24 protein-coding genes are annotated in these 25,460 nt (G+C 41.1%); 14 read left to right on the top strand and 10 right to left on the bottom strand.

The window, feature by feature from the left end; translation table 11 throughout:
* Positions 1–90: 90 nt before the first annotated feature.
* The 6 genes from HWV01_RS02380 to HWV01_RS02355 form a co-directional block, all read right to left on the bottom strand.
* Positions 91–555 carry a methylglyoxal synthase gene (locus HWV01_RS02380; RefSeq protein ID WP_211673911.1) on the bottom strand — a complete coding sequence of 155 codons (465 nt, stop codon included), beginning with the start codon at positions 553–555 and terminating at the stop codon, positions 91–93.
* A gap of 171 nt (positions 556–726) precedes the next feature.
* On the bottom strand, positions 727–1,464 hold the full coding sequence (locus HWV01_RS02375) for an aldehyde dehydrogenase family protein (protein WP_211673910.1): 738 nt from the start codon (positions 1,462–1,464) through the stop codon (positions 727–729).
* Between the two features lie 31 nt (positions 1,465–1,495).
* Positions 1,496–4,612: a bifunctional proline dehydrogenase/L-glutamate gamma-semialdehyde dehydrogenase PutA gene (gene putA, locus HWV01_RS02370; protein WP_211673909.1), complete on the bottom strand. Its 3,117-nt coding sequence runs from the start codon at positions 4,610–4,612 to the stop codon at positions 1,496–1,498.
* Positions 4,613–4,797: 185 nt separating this feature from the next.
* Complete coding sequence (locus HWV01_RS02365; protein WP_211673908.1) at positions 4,798–5,250, bottom strand: YbaN family protein; 453 nt, start codon at positions 5,248–5,250, stop codon at positions 4,798–4,800.
* Between the two features lie 140 nt (positions 5,251–5,390).
* A complete protein-coding gene (locus HWV01_RS02360; RefSeq protein ID WP_211673907.1) occupies positions 5,391–6,005 on the bottom strand; it encodes a trimeric intracellular cation channel family protein in 615 nt (204 codons plus the stop codon).
* A 260-nt stretch (positions 6,006–6,265) separates the two neighbouring features.
* A complete protein-coding gene (locus HWV01_RS02355; RefSeq protein WP_211673906.1) occupies positions 6,266–6,844 on the bottom strand; it encodes a cache domain-containing protein in 579 nt (192 codons plus the stop codon).
* Positions 6,845–7,153: 309 nt separating this feature from the next.
* Here HWV01_RS02355 and HWV01_RS02350 point away from each other — a divergent pair, with 309 nt between their 5' ends.
* The 6 genes from HWV01_RS02350 to HWV01_RS02325 are packed head-to-tail and all read left to right on the top strand — an operon-like array spanning position 7,154 to position 12,482.
* The gene (locus tag HWV01_RS02350; RefSeq protein ID WP_211673905.1) at positions 7,154–8,203 is read left to right on the top strand and encodes an ABC transporter substrate-binding protein; all 1,050 of its coding nucleotides are present in this window, start codon (positions 7,154–7,156) and stop codon (positions 8,201–8,203) included.
* Positions 8,204–8,232: 29 nt separating this feature from the next.
* A complete protein-coding gene (locus tag HWV01_RS02345) occupies positions 8,233–9,102 on the top strand; it encodes an alkaline phosphatase family protein (protein WP_211673904.1) in 870 nt (289 codons plus the stop codon).
* Between the two features lie 4 nt (positions 9,103–9,106).
* Positions 9,107–10,000, top strand: coding sequence for an ABC transporter permease subunit (locus HWV01_RS02340; RefSeq protein ID WP_211673903.1), 894 nt, complete (start codon positions 9,107–9,109; stop codon positions 9,998–10,000).
* A complete protein-coding gene (locus tag HWV01_RS02335) occupies positions 9,987–10,778 on the top strand; it encodes an ABC transporter permease (protein ID WP_211673902.1) in 792 nt (263 codons plus the stop codon). Before HWV01_RS02340 ends, HWV01_RS02335 begins: the two co-directional genes overlap by 14 nt.
* Positions 10,775–11,791 (top strand): ABC transporter ATP-binding protein, encoded by a 1,017-nt coding sequence (locus HWV01_RS02330; protein ID WP_211673901.1) that lies wholly within the window; start codon positions 10,775–10,777, stop codon positions 11,789–11,791. The genes HWV01_RS02335 and HWV01_RS02330 overlap by 4 nt, the downstream gene beginning before the upstream one ends.
* Positions 11,792–11,804: 13 nt before the next feature.
* Positions 11,805–12,482 carry an HAD family phosphatase gene (locus HWV01_RS02325; protein WP_211673900.1) on the top strand — a complete coding sequence of 226 codons (678 nt, stop codon included), beginning with the start codon at positions 11,805–11,807 and terminating at the stop codon, positions 12,480–12,482.
* Positions 12,483–12,606: 124 nt separating this feature from the next.
* Here the strand turns inward: HWV01_RS02325 and HWV01_RS02320 are convergent, their stop codons facing one another.
* Positions 12,607–13,713 carry an acyl-CoA desaturase gene (locus tag HWV01_RS02320; protein ID WP_211673899.1) on the bottom strand — a complete coding sequence of 369 codons (1,107 nt, stop codon included), beginning with the start codon at positions 13,711–13,713 and terminating at the stop codon, positions 12,607–12,609.
* Between the two features lie 10 nt (positions 13,714–13,723).
* On the bottom strand, positions 13,724–14,848 hold the full coding sequence (locus tag HWV01_RS02315) for a ferredoxin reductase (RefSeq protein ID WP_211673898.1): 1,125 nt from the start codon (positions 14,846–14,848) through the stop codon (positions 13,724–13,726).
* A gap of 408 nt (positions 14,849–15,256) precedes the next feature.
* Here HWV01_RS02315 and HWV01_RS02310 point away from each other — a divergent pair, with 408 nt between their 5' ends.
* The 8 genes from HWV01_RS02310 to HWV01_RS02275 all read left to right on the top strand — a co-directional run bounded on the left by HWV01_RS02310 (position 15,257) and on the right by HWV01_RS02275 (position 23,341).
* Positions 15,257–15,610: a multidrug efflux SMR transporter gene (locus tag HWV01_RS02310; protein WP_211673897.1), complete on the top strand. Its 354-nt coding sequence runs from the start codon at positions 15,257–15,259 to the stop codon at positions 15,608–15,610.
* Positions 15,611–15,734: 124 nt separating this feature from the next.
* On the top strand, positions 15,735–16,637 hold the full coding sequence (locus tag HWV01_RS02305; RefSeq protein WP_211673896.1) for a LysR substrate-binding domain-containing protein: 903 nt from the start codon (positions 15,735–15,737) through the stop codon (positions 16,635–16,637).
* A gap of 117 nt (positions 16,638–16,754) precedes the next feature.
* Entirely contained in the window at positions 16,755–17,639 is an 885-nt protein-coding gene (locus HWV01_RS02300) for a carbohydrate ABC transporter permease (protein ID WP_211673895.1), read from the top strand.
* A gap of 11 nt (positions 17,640–17,650) precedes the next feature.
* Complete coding sequence (locus HWV01_RS02295) at positions 17,651–18,589, top strand: carbohydrate ABC transporter permease (protein WP_211673894.1); 939 nt, start codon at positions 17,651–17,653, stop codon at positions 18,587–18,589.
* Positions 18,590–18,595: 6 nt separating this feature from the next.
* Positions 18,596–19,876 carry an extracellular solute-binding protein gene (locus HWV01_RS02290; protein WP_211673893.1) on the top strand — a complete coding sequence of 427 codons (1,281 nt, stop codon included), beginning with the start codon at positions 18,596–18,598 and terminating at the stop codon, positions 19,874–19,876.
* A gap of 69 nt (positions 19,877–19,945) precedes the next feature.
* Positions 19,946–21,424 carry a CehA/McbA family metallohydrolase gene (locus tag HWV01_RS02285; RefSeq protein WP_211673892.1) on the top strand — a complete coding sequence of 493 codons (1,479 nt, stop codon included), beginning with the start codon at positions 19,946–19,948 and terminating at the stop codon, positions 21,422–21,424.
* On the top strand, positions 21,414–22,151 hold the full coding sequence (locus HWV01_RS02280; RefSeq protein ID WP_211673891.1) for an HAD family hydrolase: 738 nt from the start codon (positions 21,414–21,416) through the stop codon (positions 22,149–22,151). The genes HWV01_RS02285 and HWV01_RS02280 overlap by 11 nt, the downstream gene beginning before the upstream one ends.
* 50 nt (positions 22,152–22,201) lie before the next feature.
* On the top strand, positions 22,202–23,341 hold the full coding sequence (locus tag HWV01_RS02275; protein WP_211673890.1) for an ABC transporter ATP-binding protein: 1,140 nt from the start codon (positions 22,202–22,204) through the stop codon (positions 23,339–23,341).
* Between the two features lie 126 nt (positions 23,342–23,467).
* On the opposite strand, the gene HWV01_RS02270 is transcribed toward HWV01_RS02275, so the two are convergent.
* Together HWV01_RS02270 and HWV01_RS02265 are read right to left on the bottom strand one after the other, a co-directional pair.
* Entirely contained in the window at positions 23,468–24,280 is an 813-nt protein-coding gene (locus tag HWV01_RS02270) for a TauD/TfdA family dioxygenase (protein WP_211673889.1), read from the bottom strand.
* Positions 24,281–24,282: 2 nt separating this feature from the next.
* A complete protein-coding gene (locus HWV01_RS02265) occupies positions 24,283–25,452 on the bottom strand; it encodes a hypothetical protein (protein WP_211673888.1) in 1,170 nt (389 codons plus the stop codon).
* Between the last annotated feature and the right edge of the window lie 8 nt (positions 25,453–25,460).

Here is a 25,460-nt window from a genome sequence, read left to right as displayed (position 1 = left end):
ACGACTTACGCCAATCAATAATAACAGCAGACACTTTCTGCTGTTATTACCTTTCATACTGTTATTCCAAAAAAACCGTTATTGTCTACGTTATAGCTCGCCAGTACGCTCTGCTAAATAACCTTCGTAATCAGGCACGGCATGTTCGTATTTACTACTAGTATGAATCGAATCAATAATGAAATCAGCCGTTGCAGGATTGGTCGCAACTGGAATATTCCATACTGCGGCTAAACGTAATAATGCTTTTACATCCGGATCATGCGGTACTGCGTTCATTGGGTCCCAAAAAAAGATCATCATATCAATCTCCCCTTCGGCAATCAGTGCACCAAGCTGTTGATCACCGCCCATAGGACCGCTCAACAGTGCTTTAACGGGTAGCTCAACATGTTTAGTTAATAAGGTGGCTGTCGTGCCAGTACCGAACAAATGGTGTTTTTGGAGAATATCAGCACGTGCTTTTGACCAAGCAATCAAATCTGATTTCATGTGATCATGGGCTACAAGCGCGATACGTTTGTTAGCTGCCATGCAACGGGTAATTTTTTGCATCAGTGACCTACTTTTAATTTACAAATGATAACTTAAAATACAAGTTTACAAATGATAACTCAGAACAATAAGACTGATGATACTACTAAATAAACGGACTTACACTGATAGGAGTCCCATATCAGGTACTCAAATGCGTACCTGATATGATTATTCATATTATGCTAACGATTAATGGTCGCCGCCACCGAGTTCTAGCAAGATTGCATTACCACCCACGGCAGTAATATTAATGGTACGTGTACGCTCTGTAATAAAGCGTAAGATAAAGTGATCATCTGTGACGTAAGCCAATGCACTACCACTCACTTCAGCCACTAACTGCGCCAATAAACCATCACGAGCAGACAAAGTACGGTTAATCGTTTGCGCGGTTTTTTCATCCCCGGTAAACGCAACACCAGCTACTTTTGAAGATTCAATCAGTGCCGTTAACTGAGTTTCCTCAGCGCCCTGCACGACAAGTTCTGGAATACCCGCGGCGTGCAGTGTATTAAGTAACACAAATTGCAATGCTTGCTGCGCTTGCGGTAATGCCAATACCAAAGTATTACCCGCTAATAACGCCGCACTCACATGACCCACAATCGCATTAATGCTGCAACTTTGCTCGGAGTCTGTTGCTGCGACAATAAATAAACCACGCCCGGCACTGTAAAGTTCGTTCACTTCACCTGTTGGCCCAGGCATTAATTTTTCATCGCCCAATAACGTAATTGCTTGGTGTTTTTGATATTTCGCCATTTCACCCGCAAGTTTACCTAATGCGGCTTCTTGGCTAATGATCTCAACCCATTTTGCAATCAACTCAGCACGGGCAATGACACCCAGCTCATTCCAGCTCTGCCACGCACAAAGGCCGGTTTCAATCAGATGCTGCGTCTGAACTAATTTTTTTTCTACAACCATGGTTTAACTCCTTAATTTACAATGACGCAGCTTAAGCGCTAACAACTTGCTTAGTGAAACGATATAGATAATGTGGACCACCCGCTTTTGGACCCGTACCTGATAAACCTTGACCACCGAATGGTTGTACACCAACAACAGCACCAACTTGGTCACGGTTAATGTAACAGTTACCCACTCTTATTTGGCGTTCGATATCAGTATAAGTACGTTCATTACGACTGTGGATCCCCATCGTTAAACCAAAGCCTGTTGCATTAATCTCAGCAATCACATTGTTTAAATCAGCGGCTTTATAACGCACGATATGTAAAATAGGACCGAACTGTTCGTTCTCTAGTTGGTTAATGCTGTTAATTTCAAATGCGATTGGCGCAATAAAGTCACCAAAGTTACATTCGTCAGTCAGACTTACTTCACCGACTAGTTTGCTTGTCGCACGCATTTTATCAATGTGCGCTTGCAGTTTGTTCTTAGCAAGTAAATCAATCACCGGACCCACATCGGTATGATGATGTTGCGGTAGACCAATATGTAGCTCTTGCATTGCACCTTGGATCAAGGTAGTAATGCGGTCAGCAATATCTTCTTGCACAAACAATACACGCAGTGCTGAACAACGTTGACCCGCAGAAGCAAACGCAGAGCGCATGACATCACGAACCACTTGTTCTGGAAGTGCTGTACTGTCGACGATCATGGTATTTTGACCACCCGTTTCGGCAATCAGCGTCGCTACGTTAGTATCACGCTTGGCTAATGCACGGTTAATGACTTGCGCCGTTTCTGTTGAACCTGTGAATACTACACCAGCGATACGCTCGTCAGATGTCAGCAGAGAACCAACCGCAGCACCACCACCAGGCAATAAGTGCACAGCTTCTTTAGGCAGGCCTGCTTCTAACATTAATTCCATGGTACGCGCCGCAATCAAACTGGTTTGTTCTGCTGGTTTAGCGATAACAGTATTACCCGCCACCAATGCAGCCGCAACTTGACCAAGGTAAATAGCGAGTGGGAAGTTCCAAGGACTGATACAAACAAACACACCTTGTCCCTGACGTGTTACTTGTTGAGCAATACCATCAAAACGTACTTGGTTTTTTGCTACCGAGAAGTTTTCAATGGCTTGCATTGCGTAGTAACGACAGAAATCAACCGCTTCACGTACTTCATCTAAGCTGTCGTGAATCGTTTTACCGGCTTCTTTATGACATAACGCCACTAATTCAGCTAAGTTCGCTTCCAGTAAATCAGCTATTTTATTTAAACATGCTGCACGTTCAGCCACCGGAACTGCTGACCATGTAGGGAAATAATCCGCAGCTGTATCTAACGCTGTTGTGACTTCTGCTGGTGTTGACCACAATACTTGGCCAACGTGGATACGGCGGTCGTAAGGGGCGCTGACTGGTTTCGCATTGTCTAACTCCGTCGTGATCACTTGACCATTAACCACAGGGGCAGCTTGCCATGTTTTTTGCATTTGCAAGCTAAGCTCAGTATTAAACGGCGTAACTTCACTAATAATATCAACATTAATGTTGCATGAATTTTTACGCCCGGCAAAGATCTTACTCGGTAACGGGATCAAGCTGTTATGTAGTGTCGGACGACTGTCGAGGGTATCAACCGGATGCTCAGTTAACTCTGCAATAGGGCAATCAGCATCAACCAAACGGTGTACAAACGAGCTGTTTGCACCATTTTCTAATAAACGGCGGACCAAGTATGGCAGCAAATCTTTATGGCTACCCACTGGTGCGTAGATACGTACATCAACACCATAGATTTCTAATGCGTGGTTATATAGCGCATCCCCCATGCCGTGTAAACGTTGGAATTCATATTCTTGATGCTCAGCCATGGTCGCAATTGCTGATACAGTGTGCGCATTGTGACTGGCAAACTGTGGATAGATACAACCACGAATTTGCTCACTTAACAAGAAGCGCGCACACGCTAAATAGGCAACGTCCGTTGCTTCTTTACGAGTATAAACCGGGTAAGCATCGTAGCCATTTTGTTGTGATAATTTAAGTTCAGTATCCCAATAAGCACCTTTCACTAAGCGCAGTGGGATCACATCGCCCTGCTCTTTTGCTAATGCGGCTAGCCAAATTAATGTCGGCAGTGCACGCTTAGAGTAAGCCTGAACTACGATACCGAATTTACCCCAACCTTGTAGTTTCGGATGACGGTATAGTTTTTCAAATAATGCTAAAGATAACTCTAAACGGTCAGCTTCCTCCGCATCGATAGTTATGCCAACATCTAAATCACGTGCACGTAATAGTAATTCTAATACAGTGTCGTGCATTTCAGTCATCACACGTGCTTCGTTAGCTACTTCATAACGCGGATGCAATGCAGAAAGTTTAATTGATACTGTTGGTGCAGCCGTTTTGTCATTGCCATATTTATTGCTACCAACCGATTCTACGGCTTTAATGTAATCATTAAAATATTTCTTAGCATCGGCGGTTGTTAATGCCGACTCACCTAACATATCAAATGAATAAGTGAAGCCTTTATCACGCGATGGACGGCCATTTTTTTGTGCTTCAGCAATGTTACGACCCAATACAAATTGGTGCCCCATGATCTTCATGGCTTGGTTCATTGCTTGGCGAATAATAGGTTCGGATACTTTATTTACTAATCGGCTAATGGTACTGCTCGCCGACTTAGTGTCTTTGCGATCCATGCTGACCACTTTACCTGTCAGTAATAGTCCCCAAGTGGATGCATTCACAAATGTAGAATCCGAATTTTTTAGATGTGATTTCCAATCTGCGACGCTTAATTTGTCACGGATTAATGCATCTGCCGTTGCCGCATCCGGAATACGCATCAATGCTTCTGCAAGACACATCAACAGGATACCTTCTTTGGTATCTAGGCTATACTCCAGTAACAAGGCATCAATCATTTGGATGGCTTGTTTATCAGCGCGCACGCGTTCAATTAACACAGTTGCATTGGTGGTGATCTGAGATTTTTCTTCTGCAGATGGGCGTGCCATTGGTAACAATTCTGCTAACCATTTTGACTCATCAACCATATACAAAGGAGATATTAACTGCCAAAGTTCATCCAATGGACGGTCGATAAACGACGGAGAAAGTGCATCTAACGCTTTAAACATACCAGGGTCCTCTTAACTTACAAAATTTAATGCTGCAAGAGTGTTACATTAAAGATACAAAAATAGTATGAGTTAGTTATCAAATCTAGAAATAAAATGCGTTTTATATAAAATAATGAGTATTTCACTTCAGTTTATGCGGAAATTTCAGCCCAAATGCCATATAAAAATCATAAATCTGGTGATTACGGCAGTCGTTGCAAGGATAGAAGGTGGCGACTAACAAGACAAGCCGTGACTAATAAGAATATTTTCACCGCCCAGATAGGGGCAAAATATATCGCTAATAACATCGCAATCCACATACTAAAAAGTGAACTCAATAGCTGCTTTTTACTGATGCCTTTACGCAATAAATAATTGGTTAAGTACGGTCCGAGATAGCGATGGTTAAACAACCACAACTGTAACTTTCGTGAAGAACGACTAAAACACGCCGCCGCTAACAATAAAAATGGCACTGTAGGTAATAAAGGTAGAAAAATACCCAGCACACCAAGCGTAACAGCAAGGCAGCCAGCACACAGCAATAATGCCCGCCATGGCTGCGAGACTAAAAAGTTTTCAGCAACTATTGGTTCACTAACCATATCGCCCGACTCAATTGCAGTTGGTTTTGTCGAAGGTTTATTCATCATCGTTTCTTGTCACCATTTTTAATCCGCATTATCACCACTATATGTTATATCCAAGTTACTTCAAAATACTAGTTTGGGTATACACCCATTCATTACAATCATTTACTATTACGACAATACCTCATCATTAATCAATACGGTTATTTTAATAATAGAAATGCAGGAAAACGGATCTGTTTTACCACTATATACAAACGCATAGAGACGATTAATACCATACACGTCAACGCAGCCAATGTTATATTGACTTGCAAGTTAACCAATAATATATACAGGCAACAGCCTAAAATAACCGGGCTGGCGTACAGTTCGGTATTATTAAACAAGGTTTGGCGGTGAGCCAGAATATCCCGTAATACACCACCAAAGATCGCAGTGACGATGCCCATTGATACCGAAACATAAGCCGCGTAACCAGCACTGTATAATTGTTGGGTGACTAATATCGAGAATAGCGATACACCGATAGTATCAAACATAATTATGAGTTTGTTGAGGCTATTCTTACGGATATGGGTAATGCTGAAAAAACCGATAATAGCACTCGACAACGCGGTCCAAAAATAACTGGGATCGCGGATCCAAAATATCATATCAACTGACAAAATAAGATCACGTAATGTGCCGCCGCCTAATGCCGTGATCCAACCTAGCATCATGATGCTGACAATATCTTTACCACGATTAGACTCGACCAATACCCCACTGAGCGCAAACGCAATAATACATATCATTTCTAGACTATAGACCAACATTTGCAACTCCTTGTCGCACTAAACTTACTACTTGAATATATATACCCAAACTACCTCAGTATGCGTCTTGAGGTGGCTTGGATATATACCAAGCTAGCAGTCTACCCAGTGATTTCATTCGTTGGCAACCATAACGGCAACTATTTTTGTCAAATTGCACGATTTGTTCATCCAGGCAATCATCGATTCTAATGGCCAAAACAACAAAACCCCAGCAGGCTGGGGTTTTGTAATAACAAGATATATGAAAAATGTCGAGACTAGTATGAGGTCAGCATCTTGAGAATAGACTCATCGACATCATTAATATACATACCCTCACCATAGATCCAACCCCAAGGAGCAAAATACTCAGAGTAGGAAATTTTTTCCTGCTCTTCATGTGAAACTTTAGAATAAGCATAATAATGAGAATAACCCCCATTCGCTCTCGTTATCGCTTCGGTATGTAAAAGCTGATAGAGCTTTACACCTTTAATATCCTTGATCTCTTTGACATTCTGATTACGCAACACAGAACGGTTAATGGATTCAAGTAAGAGATAATCATCCCTAAACACAAAAATGTAATTATCATTGTCTTTATTGATTTGATGTATTTTCTTAATAGCCTGCGATTGAGCGTCTAATAACTCTAATTTACCATCAAGATATAGCTGATAATAATCGTTAATAATTGAACTAATGGAATTAATGCGGGGTACTAATGCACATCGACGCTGATCGATGACATTATTTCGAATATATAAAAAATAATTGATATTGAATGCAATGAATAGCACAGATAGACTGCCTGCTATTAATAATAATTTTTTTTCTAGTGATATTTTTTTTAACATTAATAAACTTAATGAACATCCACATCCTTATTCGTTCAACCTTTTGCTACGACTGATTTTCCCAATCATACAGCACAACAATATAAATCTAAACAATAATAAAACGAAAGGTCATACCTGCCACTAAACTGTTGAATAGCAGCGTATTATTCTGAATTAATCCCTTAACATTTAAGATGACCGCCTATTAAAGTAACTATTTATTGTCGCCGCAGTGTCATAAAACTGTCATAAAAAACAACAATAGCTGTCACAAAATAGACATAATATAACGGCGAACTCACTCACCTGTCTAGGAAGATAGAGATAATGAAAACGTTGCTAACCAGTACTACATTAATCGCAAGTTTGATGACAACGGCCGTTAATGCCAGTGACAATCTTGATTCAATTATTGTCGCTGCAAAAAAAGAAGGCGCAGTATACAGTGTCGGCATGCCAGATAGCTGGGCGAACTGGAAAGATACTTGGGTTGATCTAAAGAATATCTATGGCTTAAAACACCAAGATACTGATATGAGTTCAGCACAAGAAGTTGCAAAATTTGCAGCCGAAAAACACAATGCAACCGCAGATATCGGTGATGTCGGCTTTGCTTTTGCGCGTATAGCAGTAAAACAAGGCGTAACACAAACGTATAAACCAAGCACATGGGATAGCATACCCAACTGGGCTAAAGATAAAGATGGTCACTGGGCACTTGCTTATACTGGCACCATCTCATTTATCTCTAATAATAACTTAGTAAAAAACCCGCCTAAATCATGGGACGATATCTTAAAAGGTGATTATAGAGTCACAGTCGGTGACGTAGGCGTCGCATCACAAGCAAATAATGCAGTCCTGGCTGCTGCATTTGCCCTAGGTGGTAGTGAAAAAAACCTGAAACCTGCGATTAAATTTTTCGCCGAATTAGCAAAGCAAGGTCGCTTATCATTTAATAACCCTGTAGTCGCTAATCTTGAAAAAGGCGAAGTTGAAGTAGGTATCCTTTGGGACTTTAATGCGCTGAGCTATCGCGATAAAATTGATCGTAGCCGTTTCACGGTATCGATTCCACAAGATGGTTCCGTTATCTCTGGTTACACGACCATCATTAATAAATATGCCAAAAATCCAAATGCAGCAAAACTTGCGCGTGAATACATCTTCAGTGATCGAGGCCAAATCAATTTAGCTGAAGGCTACGCACGTCCAATTCGTAACAATGTGAGTTTACCAGCGTCAATCCAAGCGAAACTATTACCCGATGAGCAATACACCAATGTTCACCCAGTAACAGACTTTAAGGCTTGGGGAAAAAGCGCGCGTAAATTACCACGTCAGTGGCAAGAAAACGTACTGCTCCATGTTAAATAACAAAAACCATATAAAATAACGAGAATTCAATGAACAATAAAGTCATACTTGTTGTTCTCGATGGTCTTAATCATCAAGTAGCCCGTGACTGCATGGGTTACTTGAATGCATTAATCGAACAAGATCGAGCGACACTTTATCCGATTATCAGCGAGCTACCATCAATGTCTCGCCCGCTGTATGAATGTTTATTAACAGGCGTTACACCAGCACAAAGTGGCATAGTAAATAATGATATTGTTCGTCTATCTCACCATAGCAGTGTATTTAGTTTAGCTAAACAAGCCTCTCTCACCACTGCAGCTGCCGCTTACCATTGGATGAGCGAACTATATAACATCGCACCTTACAATGCTGTGCGCGATCGCTTTACCCAAGACCCAAGTTTGAATATTCAACATGGTTGCTTCTATCACCTGGATCATTACCCTGACGAAATGTTGTTTTTGGACGCAGAAAATCTACGTCAACAGCACCAGCCTGATTTCTTGCTAATCCACCCGATGAACATCGATGATGCGGGGCATAAATTTGGACTGGACTCGAGCCAATACCGTAATTCAGCGCGTCGCGCAGATATAATTTTGTCTAACTATGTGGATGTTTGGTTACAAGCGGGCTACCAGATCATGATCACCAGTGATCATGGCATGAACAATGATAAATCACATGGCGGCATCTTACCTGAAGAACGCGCAGTGCCTTTGTTTGTGATCGGTGAACATTTTAGCCACCAGCCTACGACAATGAAACAAACAGATATTTGCGGCAATGTTTGCCAATTATTGGGATTAACCGACCATGACAAATCCTACAATCAGGATCTATTAATCAAAAAACCTGAGCTAGTAATCAAACAATCGAGCTCGCTTAATCAAACAGTCCAAGAGTGTAAATAAGTCTATGAACACTGCTTCTGTCCCTGTTACACAAGTAACAACCACAAAGCCAAACCATAAGCGTTTGGCATTAACGAAGTTCAAGCCTGCATTAATCTTACTGCCGTTTGCACTGTTATTTTTTATGTTCCAAATAGCCCCGATGTTATGGGTACTGGTCAACAGTTTCATTTATGAAGAAACGTTCAGCTTCGAGAATTACCTGGAAATCTTTGATTCTGCGTTTATCTTGCAAGGGTTTACTAATAGTCTCTGGTTATCCATTACGTCTAGCTTAGTCGCGATTATCATTGCTGCGTGCTTCGTGTCATCACTGCGCCGCTTTGATTCTTGGTTACGTGATTGGATCATTTCGTTTACCAATATGACAGCTAATTTTAGCGGTGTGCCTCTGGCCTTCGCTTTTATTATCATTCTCGGTTTTAACGGGGCGCTGACATTATTACTGAAAAAATACGGTATTATTGACGACTTTAATTTATATGGTCAATGGGGACTGCTGGCCCTTTATATCTATTTTCAAGTACCGCTCGCCGTGCTGCTACTCTACCCTGCATTTGATGCATTGAGCGACGATTGGCAAGCGGCATCCGCATTACTGGGCGCTAAAACATGGCAATTCTGGCGTTACATCGCCCTACCAGTACTGTCTCCAGCATTATTGGGGACCTTTATTATTTTGATTGCCAATGCAATGGGAGCATATGCCAGTGTTTATGCGCTAACGTCTGGTAACTACAATGTCATCACCGTACGTATTGCCAGTTTAGTGTCGGGCGATATTTTTCTAGAACCGAATCTAGCTGCCGCCATTTCGGTCTTACTCATCTTATTGCTGGCGTTTATTACCATCATTAACCAAATGCTTATTGGCCGGAGTTATCATGCAAAACGCTAATTCTTCGTCGTTTCATAAATTTATTGTCTATGGCACAGTGACGTTATTATTCATCCCTATCCTTGCGACATTTATTTATTCTATTTCCTCTAGTTGGGGGGCTACGATTTTACCCGATGGTTTGACTTTCGATTGGTATAGTCAGTTATGGCAAGATCCGCGCTTTATTGCCGCATTTGGTCGCTCACTGTTTATCTGTATTAGCGCTTTAATATTAAGTAGTGTGTTGATCATTCCAGCCATCTTTGTGGTGTTTTACTATTTCCCTAAGTTAAACGGGCTGATGAATGTACTGATCTTATTACCCTTTGCTGTACCGCCAGTGGTATCGTCGGTAGGTTTACTGCAAATATATGCTGATAGTTCAATACAAATTGTCGGTACGCCGTGGATCTTGATTGGTACTTATTTCACTATTGCGCTGCCATTTATGTATCGCGCTATCGCTAACAGCTTTGAAGCGATTAATTTGGCAGACCTAATGGATGCCGCACACTTACTTGGTGCGAGTACAACACAAGCATTCTTTATGGTTGTTTTACCTAATTTGAAAAAAGGGCTATTTGCCTCACTGTTTTTATCTTTCTCGTTCTTATTAGGTGAATTCGTATTTTCGAATATTTTGGTGGGTACACGTTATGAAACCCTGCAAATATATTTATATAACATGCGTCAAACCAGTGGTCACTTCACCTCCGCATTAGTAATGACTTACTTCGCCTTTATTTTTCTTTTCACTTGGTTGGCCAGCCGTATTAACCGAGGAGCTCCATCATGAGTTTTGTTACTGTAAAAAACCTACAAAAAAGCTTTGGTAGTAATACCGTATTTTCAGATATTAACTTCAATATCAAGCAAGGTGAATTTGTTACCTTACTCGGCCCCAGTGGTTGTGGTAAATCAACCTTGTTACGCAGTCTTGCAGGTCTAAATAACGTCGACGCAGGTGAAATATGGGTTGGTGAACAGAATATTACCCATTTAGCCCCACAAAAAAGAGACATCGGCATGGTGTTTCAATCTTATGCTTTATTCCCGAATATGACGGTAGCAAATAACATCGCCTTCGGTTTAAAAATGAAGAAACTGAGCAAAGATGAAATAAACAAGCAAGTGGCACGAGTGATTGAACTAGTCGAGCTAAAAGGTAAAGAACACCAGCATCCACATCAACTATCAGGTGGTCAAAAGCAGCGTGTTGCGCTGGCAAGAGCATTAGTAGTACAACCAAAAATATTGCTACTTGATGAGCCACTATCAGCGTTGGATGCCCGTATCCGTAAACATTTACGTCAACAAATTTGTGACATTCAAAAAGAGCTTAACCTCACAACCGTCTTTGTTACCCACGATCAAGAAGAAGCTATGACCATGTCTGATCGTATCTTTTTGATGAATGAAGGGTCAATAGTACAACAAGGCAGTGCCGAGCAAATATACACCCAACCACACAATGAATTTGTAGCCGGGTTCATGGGGAATTATAATTTATTGTCTGCGCAACAGGCGCAAGATGTACTTAATATGAAAATTAATGGCAAACTGGCGATTCGCCCAGAATCAATTTATGTCCGCGAAGCGGGTCGTGATTATGGTGAACATATTTCTGCACCGACTCAGGGCATCATTAAAAACCATCAATTATTGGGCAATGTAATCCGCTATCAAGTGGCTGTGAAAGGCTGTGATATTACCGTCGATTTACTCAATCGTTCATCAGAGCGACTATTCGAGACGGGCTCACAGCTCGAGTTACTGTTTAATTTAAATGAATTACAACAAGTAGGTTAAGGGAGTGAATACCATGAGCCAACCATTATATATTTTTGACTTGGATGAAACCCTCATTGGTGCTGATAGCGCGATATTATGGCATCAATTTTTGGTGACCAAAGGGATAATTACCGACCCTGGTTTTTTAGAAGAAGACCAACGTTTAATGGCGTTGTATTCAGCTGGCGAACTTGATATGCCTGAATACCTTAATTTTTCGATAGCGCCCCTTGCGCAGCTTCCTAAAGAAGAAGTCGATAGATTAGTTGATGAATGTGTAGAGAAGCACATTATGCCAACGGTATTTCCGCAAGCACTACAATTGTTAACACAGCTTAAGCAGGACAATATTACCACGGTGTTGATCTCGGCGACAGTCAGCTTCATTGTAAAAAAAGTAGCCAAACAACTCGGTATTCCCCATGCGATGGGTATAGATCTGTTAGTTGAAAATGGCTGTTATTCGGCGAATATTATGGGTGTACCCAGTTACCGAGAAGGTAAAGTCACACGCTTAGAATCCTGGTTAGCAGAACAAAGCGAGAGCTTTACTGATACTTATTTTTATACTGATTCAATTAACGATCTGCCTTTATGTTTATTCAGTCAATACCCGCATGTTGTTAACCCATGCCCACAATTATCCCGTTATGCTGAAACACAACACTGGCCGAAATTAACTTGGTCGCCTTTAACTGAGAACCATTAACTGAGACATAAAAACGAGCTTAATCACAGCACAAGCCTTCATAAATAGCCCGCAAAAAAGCCTGACGATTCACACAGTCAGGCTTTTTCGTATTTATTACCATTTAACTAGGCATTAATAAGCGTTAAAAACGAGGGTAAAGAGCCGCGTTCTTACCCGTGACTTTACCTACTGGGAATGAGAAGTAAATAACGCGTCGTACTACCGATGCGTACTGACTAAAGAAACTCCCCGTATTATAAGCAACCCCATATTTAGCCGCAATAACTTGCACTTCTTTCGACATAGCCACATAACGATGTGCTGGCACTTCAGGAAATAAATGGTGTTCTACCTGACAGCTCAAGTGGCCCGTTAAAATATGGAACCATCTAGGCCCTGTTAAGTTTGCCGAGCCTAAAATCTGACGATAATACCAATGACCACGAGATTCATCCTCACATTCTTTTTCCGTGAAAGTATATACTTCGGTAGGAAAGTGTCCGCAGAAAATAATCGTTGAAGTCCAAAAGTTACGCAGTAAATTAGCACATAAGTTACCTAACAGTACCATCACGAAAAACGGTCCGGCTAAGATTGGAAAGATAACGTAATCTTTTAAAATTTGGCGTGTTGATTTGCTGTAAAATACTTTCTTTAATTGCTCGATATCAACATGTGACGCACGACCTTCTTTTCTTTTACCAAAGAATACTCGCTCACCCGCCATCTCATGGAATGCGATACCCCATTGAAATAACGTACTTAACACAAGGTATGTACCAAATTGCCATAAGTTACGTAAACGCCAAGAAAAATCATCACTTAAACGTAATAACCCGTAACCGAAATCTCGGTCTTTACCGATAATATTGGTATAAGTATGGTGTTCATAATTATGCACACGCTTCCACGATTCTGAACTACACGCATTATCCCATTCAAATGTTTGTGAATTAAGCGTCGGATCATTCATCCAATCATATTGACCATGCAATACGTTATGGCCAATCTCCATATTATCTAAAATCTTCGACGCGCTTAATAGCAGTACACCTATGCCCCAGAAATACAATGAAATAAAGCCCAGTACGAGACAAATACGCCCAGAAATTTCTAGCGTACGTTGTAGGCGTACAATCTTTTTAATATAACGTTCATCGGCACTACCCACTTGCTTCATGGCACTTGCTTTCACACCATCAAGATCTATCGCCAGTTGCTCTAACTGCTCTTCATTTAACTTTGCCATTACGCTCTCCCTATAAATTAATAACGACGTCAGTCACTGGCACACTGATACAAGCTTGAATATCTTCTTCGCCAGTATCTGAATATGTTTTAGTCTGGCTGTTATAAACCACACCACTTACTTTCTTACACTTACACTCTTGGCAAATACCAATACGACAACCATATTTCGCGGGGACATAATTATCTTCGGCAATGGTTAATAGCGTTTGTTGATTGTCTTCCTTCACAACGATGTCTTTACTGGTAGTCGCAAATGAAATCTTACGCGCGACATTTAAATCGACATGACTGAAACTGGCGAGACCAAATTGCTCAAGGTACAATGCATTCTGAGGAAGTCCCATCTCGAGTAATAATGCTTGCGTGCTATCCATCATGCTATTGGGACCACAGATATATACATCACAACGCGCTAAGTCTGTTGTAACCGCCTTGATATGCGTTTGAGAACAATGGCCATCACGTTCACTCTGTAATAACGTCAGCGTAAAGTTAGCGTGTTCAACCTCTAGCAATACAAGGCTTTCTCTCAGCGCATGCTGATTAGCTCGAGCATAATAAAGCAGGGTAAAATTGATCGTCGGGTTATTCACGACATGTGATAACAGCAAGCTGTGAAAAGGGGTAATACCACTGCCACCAGCAATGAATATAACCTCTTTCCTTGTTGGAACATTTCGGTTTTGTGGTACCGCTGTATTTAATACAAAGTCACCTTTGGCAGGAGAAATACCGAATAGATCTCCTTTCTCGACAGCACTTTCCAACCAAGGCGTGATCCGCCCTTCAAATTGCTTCTTAATTGTTAAAGTGATGGTTTTATCTTGCTGTAACTGCGATACAGGCGAAGAAATGGTAAAAGGGCGTTTAACATAACTGCCATTTTTCTTTACTTGCAACTCAACATATTGACCAGCCTTAAATGAAAAAAGCTGTTCGTTCACCTTGCCTGATATCGCTAATGTTAATGAATACATATTATTACTTTCAGTCTTTATACCCACGACTCTTGCCGCGTGCATATCACCCATAACTACCGCAATTGGCTTGGTTGAAAATGGGGCGAAGTAAGCCTTGAATGTATCGTTATTAAATAACGTTAGCGACAATTTATTGGTTAGTTCATTAAGCATATAGCACTCTCCCTAAAAGTTAAATAGAGCTTACAGGTGTACACTAGAATGATCTATCAGTATTTGAAAAACATTCTAACTTTAAGCAGCGTAAGCTTAACCAAACAAAAACAATGACTTACCGAGTGACAAGTTGTCATGAAATAGAGAGAGATGTGAACAAGTGTTAACTAATTTCATTTATAATTACAGTTTCATTACAGTTTTATATGATAATCATGAAAAAAACCTGTGGTTAAAATAAACAAAATGATCAAAAGTATATAAAAAACGAATTAACCAATGAAAACCACCCCCTTAATTTAAGTTATATTCAACATCATTAAATCTAATACTTACACGCTAAATTTTGTCATCTTCTTCAGGTATTGTCCGCAGCCACTAACCCTGAAGACGATGGTAAATACTATGCTAAAAATGCTCGCAACTATGCCCCCGAATTTACTGCTACTACTTGCGATTATTTTTGAAGTGATTGCCACATCCCTGCTACCAAAAACCCAACAGTTTAGTCAGCCATTCATGAGTGTGATCGTGCTAATCTGCTACGCATTGGCATTTTTCTTACTGTCTATTACCATCAAATCAGTGCCGATTGGTGTGGCTTACGCGATTTGGTGTGGCGCAGGAATTGTGCTTGTGACCATAATTAGTTGGTTATGGTATGGCCAACAACTCGATTGGGTAGCCATCATAGGGATAAGCTTAATCTTACTTGGAAGTGTCATAATTAACATATTTTCTACTACAATAAGCCACTGATTAAGTGGTGATTACATTAAATAAAATCAGGATTAATAGTAATATTAATTTCACATTAAAGGCTTTTTTAATATTACTGTCATACAAATCCATTACTTTAACCATTTATTTGTTAAGGCAATGTATGCTTCCTCCACAACGTGCACTTTTGGCTTTCGAAGCCGTATCTCGGTTAGGCTCGATTGGTGCTGCATCGCGTGAACTCCACGTAACGCAAGCGGCGGTCAGCCAACAGCTAAAAAGCCTTGAACAATTTCTCAATTGCACTTTATTTATTCGTAATCAACGTGGCGTAACCTTAACCCAAGCTGCGCAGCAGTATCTGCCAGTTGTAGCCGGATCATTGCAACATTTAAAGCTGCAAACACAAATATTATTCGGAGCACAACAATCCGATGTACTACGTATTAAGGCCAACACCTCTATTGGTCATAATTGGTTAATCCCCAAACTGGCTGATTTCAGTAACAAATTTTCTTTTATTAAATTAGATTTGACCTTAGTCGATTGGCCATCACGCCAACCTTGCAGTGAAGCGGATGTTGAGATCACCAATGGTTTTATTGACAGCGAGGACACCCAAGTCGAACGCCTATGCCAAGAGCAATGGTTGATGGTATGCAGTCCCGCATTCCAACTGCAGCATCTTGATGCACTAGCCAACAAAGATATTTCGCAACTGCCCGCGATCCAAGTTAAGGGTTATGAAGAAAGTTGGATGCAATGGCTGTGTCATCATGATATCGCGCCCGAGCCACCAAATATTCAACTCGAAATAAGTAATTCACTTCATGGTTTAGAAGCCGCGAAGCAAGGTATTGGCTTAATGCTGGTGCGCTCGCTAGTGGCAAAAAAAGCGCTCACGTCAGGTGAGCTCGTCTTAGCACTGAGTGGCAGTATGCCGTCCGATTCAGGGCACTACGTCATCACTGCCAATAAACGCAGCGCCAAAGTTAATTTCTTTTGCGATTGGCTACACCAACAAGATATCGATAGCGCGATGCAGGCTATTTTTTCTAATGCATAATCGATTTAACCATCACATTTTCTTATGCCTGACGATGGAAAATATGATGATGACACAACCAAATTTGTCACAGTGCCAACCTATGATGTTCACATACAGTTAAGGAAAAGCTTTATTATGAAGATTAAATCGAACGCACTATCGGAAAAACTAAAGGTACTGTTATTTATCGCACCTTTATTGATCCCGCTATTCGCCTTTTGGATTGTGCCATTTGGCTGGAGCATCTATATCAGCTTTACTGACTGGGATTATATCTCGCCAGAATATAGCTATGTAGGTTTAGAAAACTATCAATACATGTTTGAAGATAGTTACTTTATGGATGCATTAAATAATACCTTTGTGTTTGCGCTGGGAGTGGTGATTCCAACGGTAGTGTTAGGGTTGGCGTTTGCTTTATTACTGCATAAAAATTTCCGTGGTAGCCAACTTTACCGTGCGGTTATCTTCTCACCTTGGATCACACCAACGGTCGCTGTATCAATCGTCTGGTCATGGGTATTCGAAACAAAATCAGGGTTAGCAAACTTACTGCTGGGTAAATTAGGGTTTGAGCCTATCCCTTGGTTAGAAAGCGGTGATACAGCCATGATAGTGGTGATTATCGTTACCGTGTGGCAAGCCGTTGGTTGGACTATGTTATTTTTCATCAGTGCGTTAAACAAGATCCCTGAATCACTCTATGAAGCCTCATTAATTGATGGTTGTAGCCCATGGACACGTTTTATAAAGATCACCTTACCGTTAATTTCGCCAACCACTTTTTTTCTAATCATTGTCAACATGATCAACGCGATACAAGCATTTGATCAATTTCAAATCCTGACGCAAGGCGGTCCAAGTGGCAGCACCCGTACCTTGCTATATCTATTCTATCAACAAGCATTTGAGCAATACGATATGGGCCCTGCGGCAGCAACCTCATTAATCATTTTACTGATCACGGGTGTCTTAACACTGGTTAACACCGAGATGGGTAAACGTTGGATATATTACTAAGGAAAAGACGGATGACAACTCGATCCATCAACTTACCCCTGGCTAACGACCAAACCGGTAAACATACAAAGACCATAGCAGTACAAGTATCAACGGTAAACATACCGGCTAAAGCAGTATTAAAACCCACGGGTTTAGCACTGCTAAAACATGGCTTCTTAACCATTTCTGGTTTAATCATGGTTTTCCCATTTGTTTGGATGTTATCAGGTTCGATGAAGTCTAATGATGAAATATTCAGTAACCCACTTAATATTTTACCAGAGCAATTTCGTTGGGAAACATTTGTTGAAACATTTAACAGTGCACCGTTTGGCTTGTACATCATGAACAGTTTTACGGTGGCGTTATTCACCACACTAATCGTGATGATTAACTCGGCAATGTTTGCATATGCCATTACCCAGTTCAAATTTAAATCACAAACCGCACTCTATTTTGTGGTCATGGCTTGTTACATGTTGCCGGGGGCAGTGACGTATATTCCGTCGTATATCACCTTGGCGAATATGGGGTTACTCGATAGTCATACCGGGTTGATTATCTCTAATGCCGCGAGTGTGTTCGGGGTATTTTATCTACGCCAAGTATTTTTAAAAGTGCATCCATCACTGATTGAAGCGGCGCGGATCGATGGAGCTGGAGAAGTAAAAATTCTCTGGGCGATCGTGCTACCACAGTGCAAAGCAGCCTTAGCTACCTTGTTCTTGATTACCTTTATTACTAACTACAACAGCTATATGTGGCCAAGTCTATTAATCACGTCACAAGACCTTAACTTGATTGCGACGGGTATTAGACAATTTTTTATTGCCGAAGGTAACTACGGCTTAAATTGGTCACAGATTATGGCAGCAAGTACCATCGCTGTGCTACCGCTGTTGATTTTATTCATTATTTGTCAAAAAACAATTTTGTCCGGCATTGCCGATAACGGTGTAAAAGAGTAAATAAATATGAAACTGAAAACATTAGCAATTGTATGTTCTAGCTACGCAATGGGAGCAGTCGCTTTCGCCAGCAGCGCAATGGCGAAAACCGAAGTGGACTTTTGGTATTCTGGTGGCACAAAACCACAACAATTAATGACTACACTGATCGCTGAATTTAATAGCAGTCAGGATGAATATGTGATTAAAAGTGCCTTGCAAGGCAACTACGACGAAACCTACCAGAAGCTACAAGCAGGTATGGCGTCAAAAACAGCACCTGAATTTGTATTACTTTATTCTAGTCAAGCACAAATGATGGCAAAACGTAATTTGGTTCGTGATATCCGTCCTTATATGGACAGCACATTCAATTTTAATGATTTTCTTGGCGCCTTCCGTCAACAAGTGACAGCACCAGATGGCCTCGTTTATGGCTTACCCGCTTACGGCACGACCCAGATATTTTACTACAACAAGCAAGTACTGGCTGAGCACGGCTTTACTGAAAAAGACCTGAGCACTTGGCAAGGTGTGGCAAAAGTGTCTGCTGCAGTAAGTAAAAAAGACGCCAAAGGTAACACCATTTTTTATGGCTGGGAGCCAATGTGGGGTGAAGATAACTTAATCGATGCGGCGTACTCTAACGGCGGCAAAGTGATCAGTGATGACGGGAAAACTATTTTAATTAACTCTCCAGAATGGATAACAGTATGGGATAGTTTCCGTCAATGGATCCATGAAGATGAAACGATGCGTATTCATCACGGTGGTCAAGGTTGGGAATACTGGTACAAAACCATTGATGACGTGATGAAAGATCGTGCATTAGGCTATACCGGATCATCAGGCGATCAAGGAGATCTTGATTTCACTAAACTTGGCGCTACCACGCAACCAGGTTGGGGTAATAACCCTGCGGCACCACAAGCTGGCGCAGTGAGTTTTGTCATGCCAAAAGGCACAAATGATAAAGCATCAAAAGGCGCATTTGAGTTCATGAAATATTATACCAATGCTGAAAATACTGCACGTTGGTCAATGCTAACAGGTTATATTCCAGCTCGAGAAAGTGTCAAACAAGTCCCTGCATATCAAGATTATACGGCGAAAAACCCACAAGCATTAATTCCGTTAAAACAAGCTAGTTTTGCCAGTCAAAACTTTTTTGACCCAACGAAAGGCAAGATCACTGATGCGCTATCGATTGCTGCAGATCAGATTTTAATCGAAAACATACCAGCCGAAAAAGCATTAAAACAAGCAGCTAAACGTGCACAACGTGCATTAGATCGTGCTAATCGTTAAGCATGATAAAACGGGTGATGAGTGCGCTGCATTCATCACCAGTACAACTAATAGCAACAAGGATTTACCATGTTGAATTTTACTGGTGAGTTGGTCTTTGGCCATCGCGTTTTGAATTTTAATGTTAACGCCAATATTAACACCCTCACCCTTACTGCAACGACAGTAAAGAAAGGCTTTTTATATGCCTATCTGTATGACAGTAAGCAACAGTTACGTGCAAATTTGTTATTTGAGAAAGCCAAAAAAACTTTAATTTTAACATCGAAATCGGCTTCACTTGGTGGTATTTCAGGTCATTTACCCCCTGGCGATTGGCAATTACATTTGTATAATCTTGAAGGTGAAACCAGAACGCCAAAAGCCATGCGCTATGCGATTGATGTTGGATTAAGTGAGCATATTAATCCCGAATATAGCAATCATGAGAAATTGTTAGCAACGCAAACGCATCCTTGTTTAATTGCCGATGAAGACGCTCCGCTTGATCACAGCATTCATTTTGATTACAACCACAGTAAAAATAATAACGCCGCTTGGTACCGTGGTGATTTACATGCCCATACGCAATTATCAGATGGGAATAATACCCTCGCCGCAGCAACACAAATAGCCGAGCAACAAGCGCTCGATTTCTTTTTTCTCACCGAGCACAATATTTGTCACCCTGCGCTGCCCATTTGTGAACATACCTTAATGTTACCTGCGATTGAGGTTACCACAGACCAAGGTCATTTTAATGTGCACGGCCCGCGCCGCACCCTTAATATGTTTAATGCCACTTATTCCAGCGCCGCATTGATTGAACAGGGACTCAGCCTGGTTGCACAAGGTGAAGGTAATATCAGTATTAATCACCCAGCGATGAAACCTTGGCACTGGTATTACGAAAATATCGTACTAGAAAAAGTAAATACCTTTGAGGTCTGCTGTGACCCTACATGGTCAACATCACCCAAGGCCACTGAAGATGCATTAATCCTATTAACGCACATATGGAACAGCGGCCATCGTATCGCTGCCGTTGGTGGCAGTGACTCACACCTAGAACCTCATGAACGCAACGCCAATGCAGCAGAACCATCTATCTATGGTGATCCAAGTACATTTGTCTATGCCGATACCTTATCGGGTAACGGTATTTTACAAGGCCTACGCCAAGGTAATGTTTATCTAGAGCGCCAATGTGGGTTGGTTTTTCAACTTAATTCTGGTGCAGTCTTACCAGGTCAAGATGTCGGCACAAATATTGTCGATTATCGTCTGGCTGTGACAGATACCAGCACGAGCTATTATGCAGAATGTATCGCTGACGGCAATGTGATAAAACGCATTAAACTCACGACCACAAATATCCATTTTCAAGTGGATATGAGCACATATGCCTGGCTACGTATCGATATTCGCCGAGGTCGATTAGATGACCTTGCAGCGTCCGAGTTTGAGGGCATCATAAACCCGATTTATAACGGTACACAAGCCATCTTTAGCCAGCCTTTAGTTGGTACTTGGGGCGAACTAATGGAGTTAATAAATAATGGAAATTAAAGGTTTACTGTTCGATAAAGACGGAACGTTACTGGAGTTTCATCAAATGTGGTTACACGTCGCGCAAGGCGCAGCGGGAGACACATTAGCGGCCTACGCAGCTGAGAATAATCATGACGTTGATAACGTCGCATTATTAGCGGCAATAGGGGTACACGGTGCTGATGTTGATAATCACGGTTTACTTGCATCAAATCCCGTCGAAGATACGGCTGACGCTTGGTATCAATTATTACAGCTAAGCAGTGATAAGGCTCAGTTCAGCTACACGGTAAAACAGCTGTTCAATAAACAAGTTGAAGATAACCCAGCGCTGATCCAAGCATTACCCGGTATTAAAGCAAAGCTGCTTAACCTAAAACAACAAGGCTTTAAACTCGGCATCGCCACTGCAGATACAAAAGACGCCACTATCTACAGTTTAATACTGGCTGAGTTACACGATCTATTCGACTTTGTTGGTTATTCCGATGGTGATATTGCCCCCAAGCCAGCACCCGCGTTATTGAATGCTTTTTGTGGACACTGCAATTTAGTACCACAACAAGTGATCATGTTTGGCGATACTGTTTCTGATATGAAATTTGGCCGTAATGCAGGCGCGAGCACCATTGGTGTTTTAACTGGCACTGCAACCGAAGACGAACTACGGCCTTACGCTGATAAAGTTCTGTATTCAGTTGCCGACTTTAATACCGATTTATTAATGACGATTGCTCACAGTTAATCTCGACGAATAACTAATAACTAATAACTAATAATTAATACGGAAATCACATGGCTGAAGTAATACTACGTCAAGTAGAGAAAATTTATCCAAATGGGTTTAAAGCCGTTCATGGTATCGACCTCACTATTAATGAAGGTGAGTTTATGGTGTTTGTTGGCCCTTCTGGTTGTGCTAAATCCACCACATTGCGCATGATTGCAGGGTTAGAAGACATCAGCAATGGCGAGATCATGATTGGTAACAAGTGTGTAAATCATTTACCGCCCAAAGACCGTGGCATTTCAATGGTATTTCAAAATTACGCGTTATACCCGCATATGTCTGTTTATGAGAATATGGCCTTTGGTTTAAAACAACAAAAAATCAATAAACGCGAAATAGAACGCCGCATTAGTGATGCAGCAGAAACATTAGAAATTACCCACCTACTCGACAATAAACCCGGTGAAATGTCGGGAGGGCAACGCCAACGAGTAGCGCTAGGTCGAGCAATGGTACGTAAACCGGATGTGTTTTTATTTGACGAACCGCTGTCAAATTTGGATGCTAAATTACGCGTTTCCACCCGCATTAGTATCGCCCAGTTACACCAGGATTTGAAAGCCGAAGGTCAAAATGCAACGATGATTTACGTGACCCATGATCAGGTCGAAGCTATGACGCTCGGTGATCGTATTTGCGTGCTGGACCAAGGTCAAATCATGCAAGTTGATACGCCTATGAACTTGTATCATTATCCAGCCAATAAGTTTGTTGCTGGCTTTATTGGTTCTCCCGCGATGAACTTGATCCACGCGACACTTTCTCAAGAAAATAACCTTACGTATGTGCAATTAGATAACGGTTCACAATTCGTATTACCAGTGGATAAAGCCGAAAAAGTAGCACATAAAATAGGTCAAAAAGTGTGGTTAGGACTGCGGCCTGAACACATATCAGTAATAGCACCTTCAAAAGAAAATACATCAGAGCCACAACAAAATGTTGAACTGACTTACATCAAAGTCGTGGAATCGATGGGCAATGAAGTTTACCTTTACTGTGTATTAGGACAAGAGCAGATTATTTCTCGCTGTCATTTCGACCCAAAGAACAATATTCAACATAGTGAAAGTCACTATATGCATTTCGATATGACGCACTGCCATTTATTCGATGTAGACAGTGAATTAGCATTGCTTAATTAGAGTTGAGTTAATTGCACTTTTGTTAATATGCAATAAAATATAGGTTATAAAAAAAGAGAAATACAAATAATGTATTTCTCTTTTTACCTTTTAAACTTCTGTTTATTCAACATTATAATAAGGCAGCTACAAGACTGTCACACGATGTAATTTACGCGGGCTATCGGCATAATCAATGACCGCATAATGCTGAGTACTACGGTTGTCCCAAATCGCCAATGAATTTGACTGCCACTTAAAACGAACCTGATATTCGGGCTGTCTTGCCATCGTAAATAATTTAGCTAATAACATATTACTGTCATCACGGTTCATTCCAATTATATAGCGGGTGAACTGCTCGTTAATAAATAATATTTCTTCATTAGTATCAGGATTACGCGTTATCACAGGGTGTGATACAGGCGGATTTTGTGCCGATACTGCAATCACCTCTTTTTGCCAATCCTCGGTGATCTCACTCTCTTCTATACCATCAAAGGCAAATAACGCATGCATGGCAGATAGCTCTCGCAGCAATACTTTATCTTGTTCAGGTAAATCCCGAAATACAGCGCTCATCGAACACCACAAGGTATCACCACCATAGGCTGGCACATGTTGAGCGTGAAGGATAGAAGCTTTAGAAGGTTGCTGTCGCCAAGTTAAATCCGTATGCCAAAAACTTTCTAATGGTGGTTTACCACTCACGGTTTCAATAACACTGACTTGTGGCGCTTGCTCTACATGAGGAAAAAAAGGATGTATAGGCTCTAACTCCCCAAAGCGCGCAGCAATGATTAAATGTTGCTGCGGTGAAAACACTTGATCACGGAAAAAAATGACTTGGTGAGTAAACCAAGCTTGATAAACTGTTTCAAAGACCGTGTCATTACAACTGACAAGATCAACATGATGGATCAAAGCACCAATGTGGGGGGTAAGTAACTCAATCCTCACTATTATTCTTCACCAGTCTTGATAACAGCTATATTAGTCGCGACTTGGCTATGCTTTTCAACTTCTATAGTGGCGTCAGCTGCAACAATATCTAAGTCCGAAATCGTCTCATTTATTGCTAAGTTATCGCTCTCTGTCAGCGCCGCGTTCATCTTTTCTGTTAAGGCAATAATTAACTGTGCTTGCTCATCATTAAGAGCTTGTTGCTGCTCCAACTTATTATGTAATGCATCATTAAAATATGTAATTTGTTCAACATAGGAGAGGCTCGAAATATCTTCTGCAAATAAATTAAATGCCGCAGTTGATAGTGCATCGCGATAACGTAACGCGATCTTTTCACTTTCAGAATGATTGATACTATTGATCCACTTCACTTCAGTTGTGACGCTATTGGCACGACGTAAATCGTTCTCAACTTTAGCCACTATATTTTCGATGATATTTTTGTTTCGCGTAGAAAACATAATTGCATCATTTAACTGTTGTACGCTCTGCTGTATTTTCGCATACGTTTGCGGGATCAGATTTTGATCCATTTTTTTCATTTTCTTTACCAATGGCGTGTAATAATTACTTTTAACAATTCGGATTTCTAGCTGTAATAAACGTGCTTGCACTGTCGAACTGCGTTTTTCATAACCGTCAGTTGAGCCATCATCTTCAATATCAGCAATTAAATCGGCCGTACTTTCGTTAATATCATTTAACGAGTTTTGCCATTGACCATGAACTTGTGGTGACAAATATTCAATGTCAGCTAACTGCTGCGCTAAAAAAACCGATACCAACTGTTTAATACGTACGGCTTTATCTAGTGCTTCTTGCGCTTCTTCAATTTTATCGATTACTTTACTTTCCGAAGGACCACCAAAAAAACCTTGATCATTGGGATCAAATCTAGCGACCAGCGTACGCATCGCTCGTACATCGGAATTTACATCTCTCCAACTATCAGGTGCAAAATAAACATAGTTCTGCTCTTTTGCCGCTTGGTACTGCTGCTCAATATGTTCAGCAAGCCCTTTGACTTTTAGTATCGCTAGCGCAGCCTCATCCATGACTTCGACATCATTGGTATTATGAACATTTTGTTGCGTTGATTCCGTCGACGCACAACCTGATAATCCAGCAGCCGATATAATGATAGCCGCAAGCAGGGCTTTCTTCATTTTGTTCA

It is taken from the genome of Moritella sp. 5 (genome assembly GCF_018219455.1).
In the GTDB taxonomy this organism is placed as follows: domain Bacteria; phylum Pseudomonadota; class Gammaproteobacteria; order Enterobacterales; family Moritellaceae; genus Moritella.
This window is presented reverse-complemented; position numbering and strand designations above follow the sequence as displayed.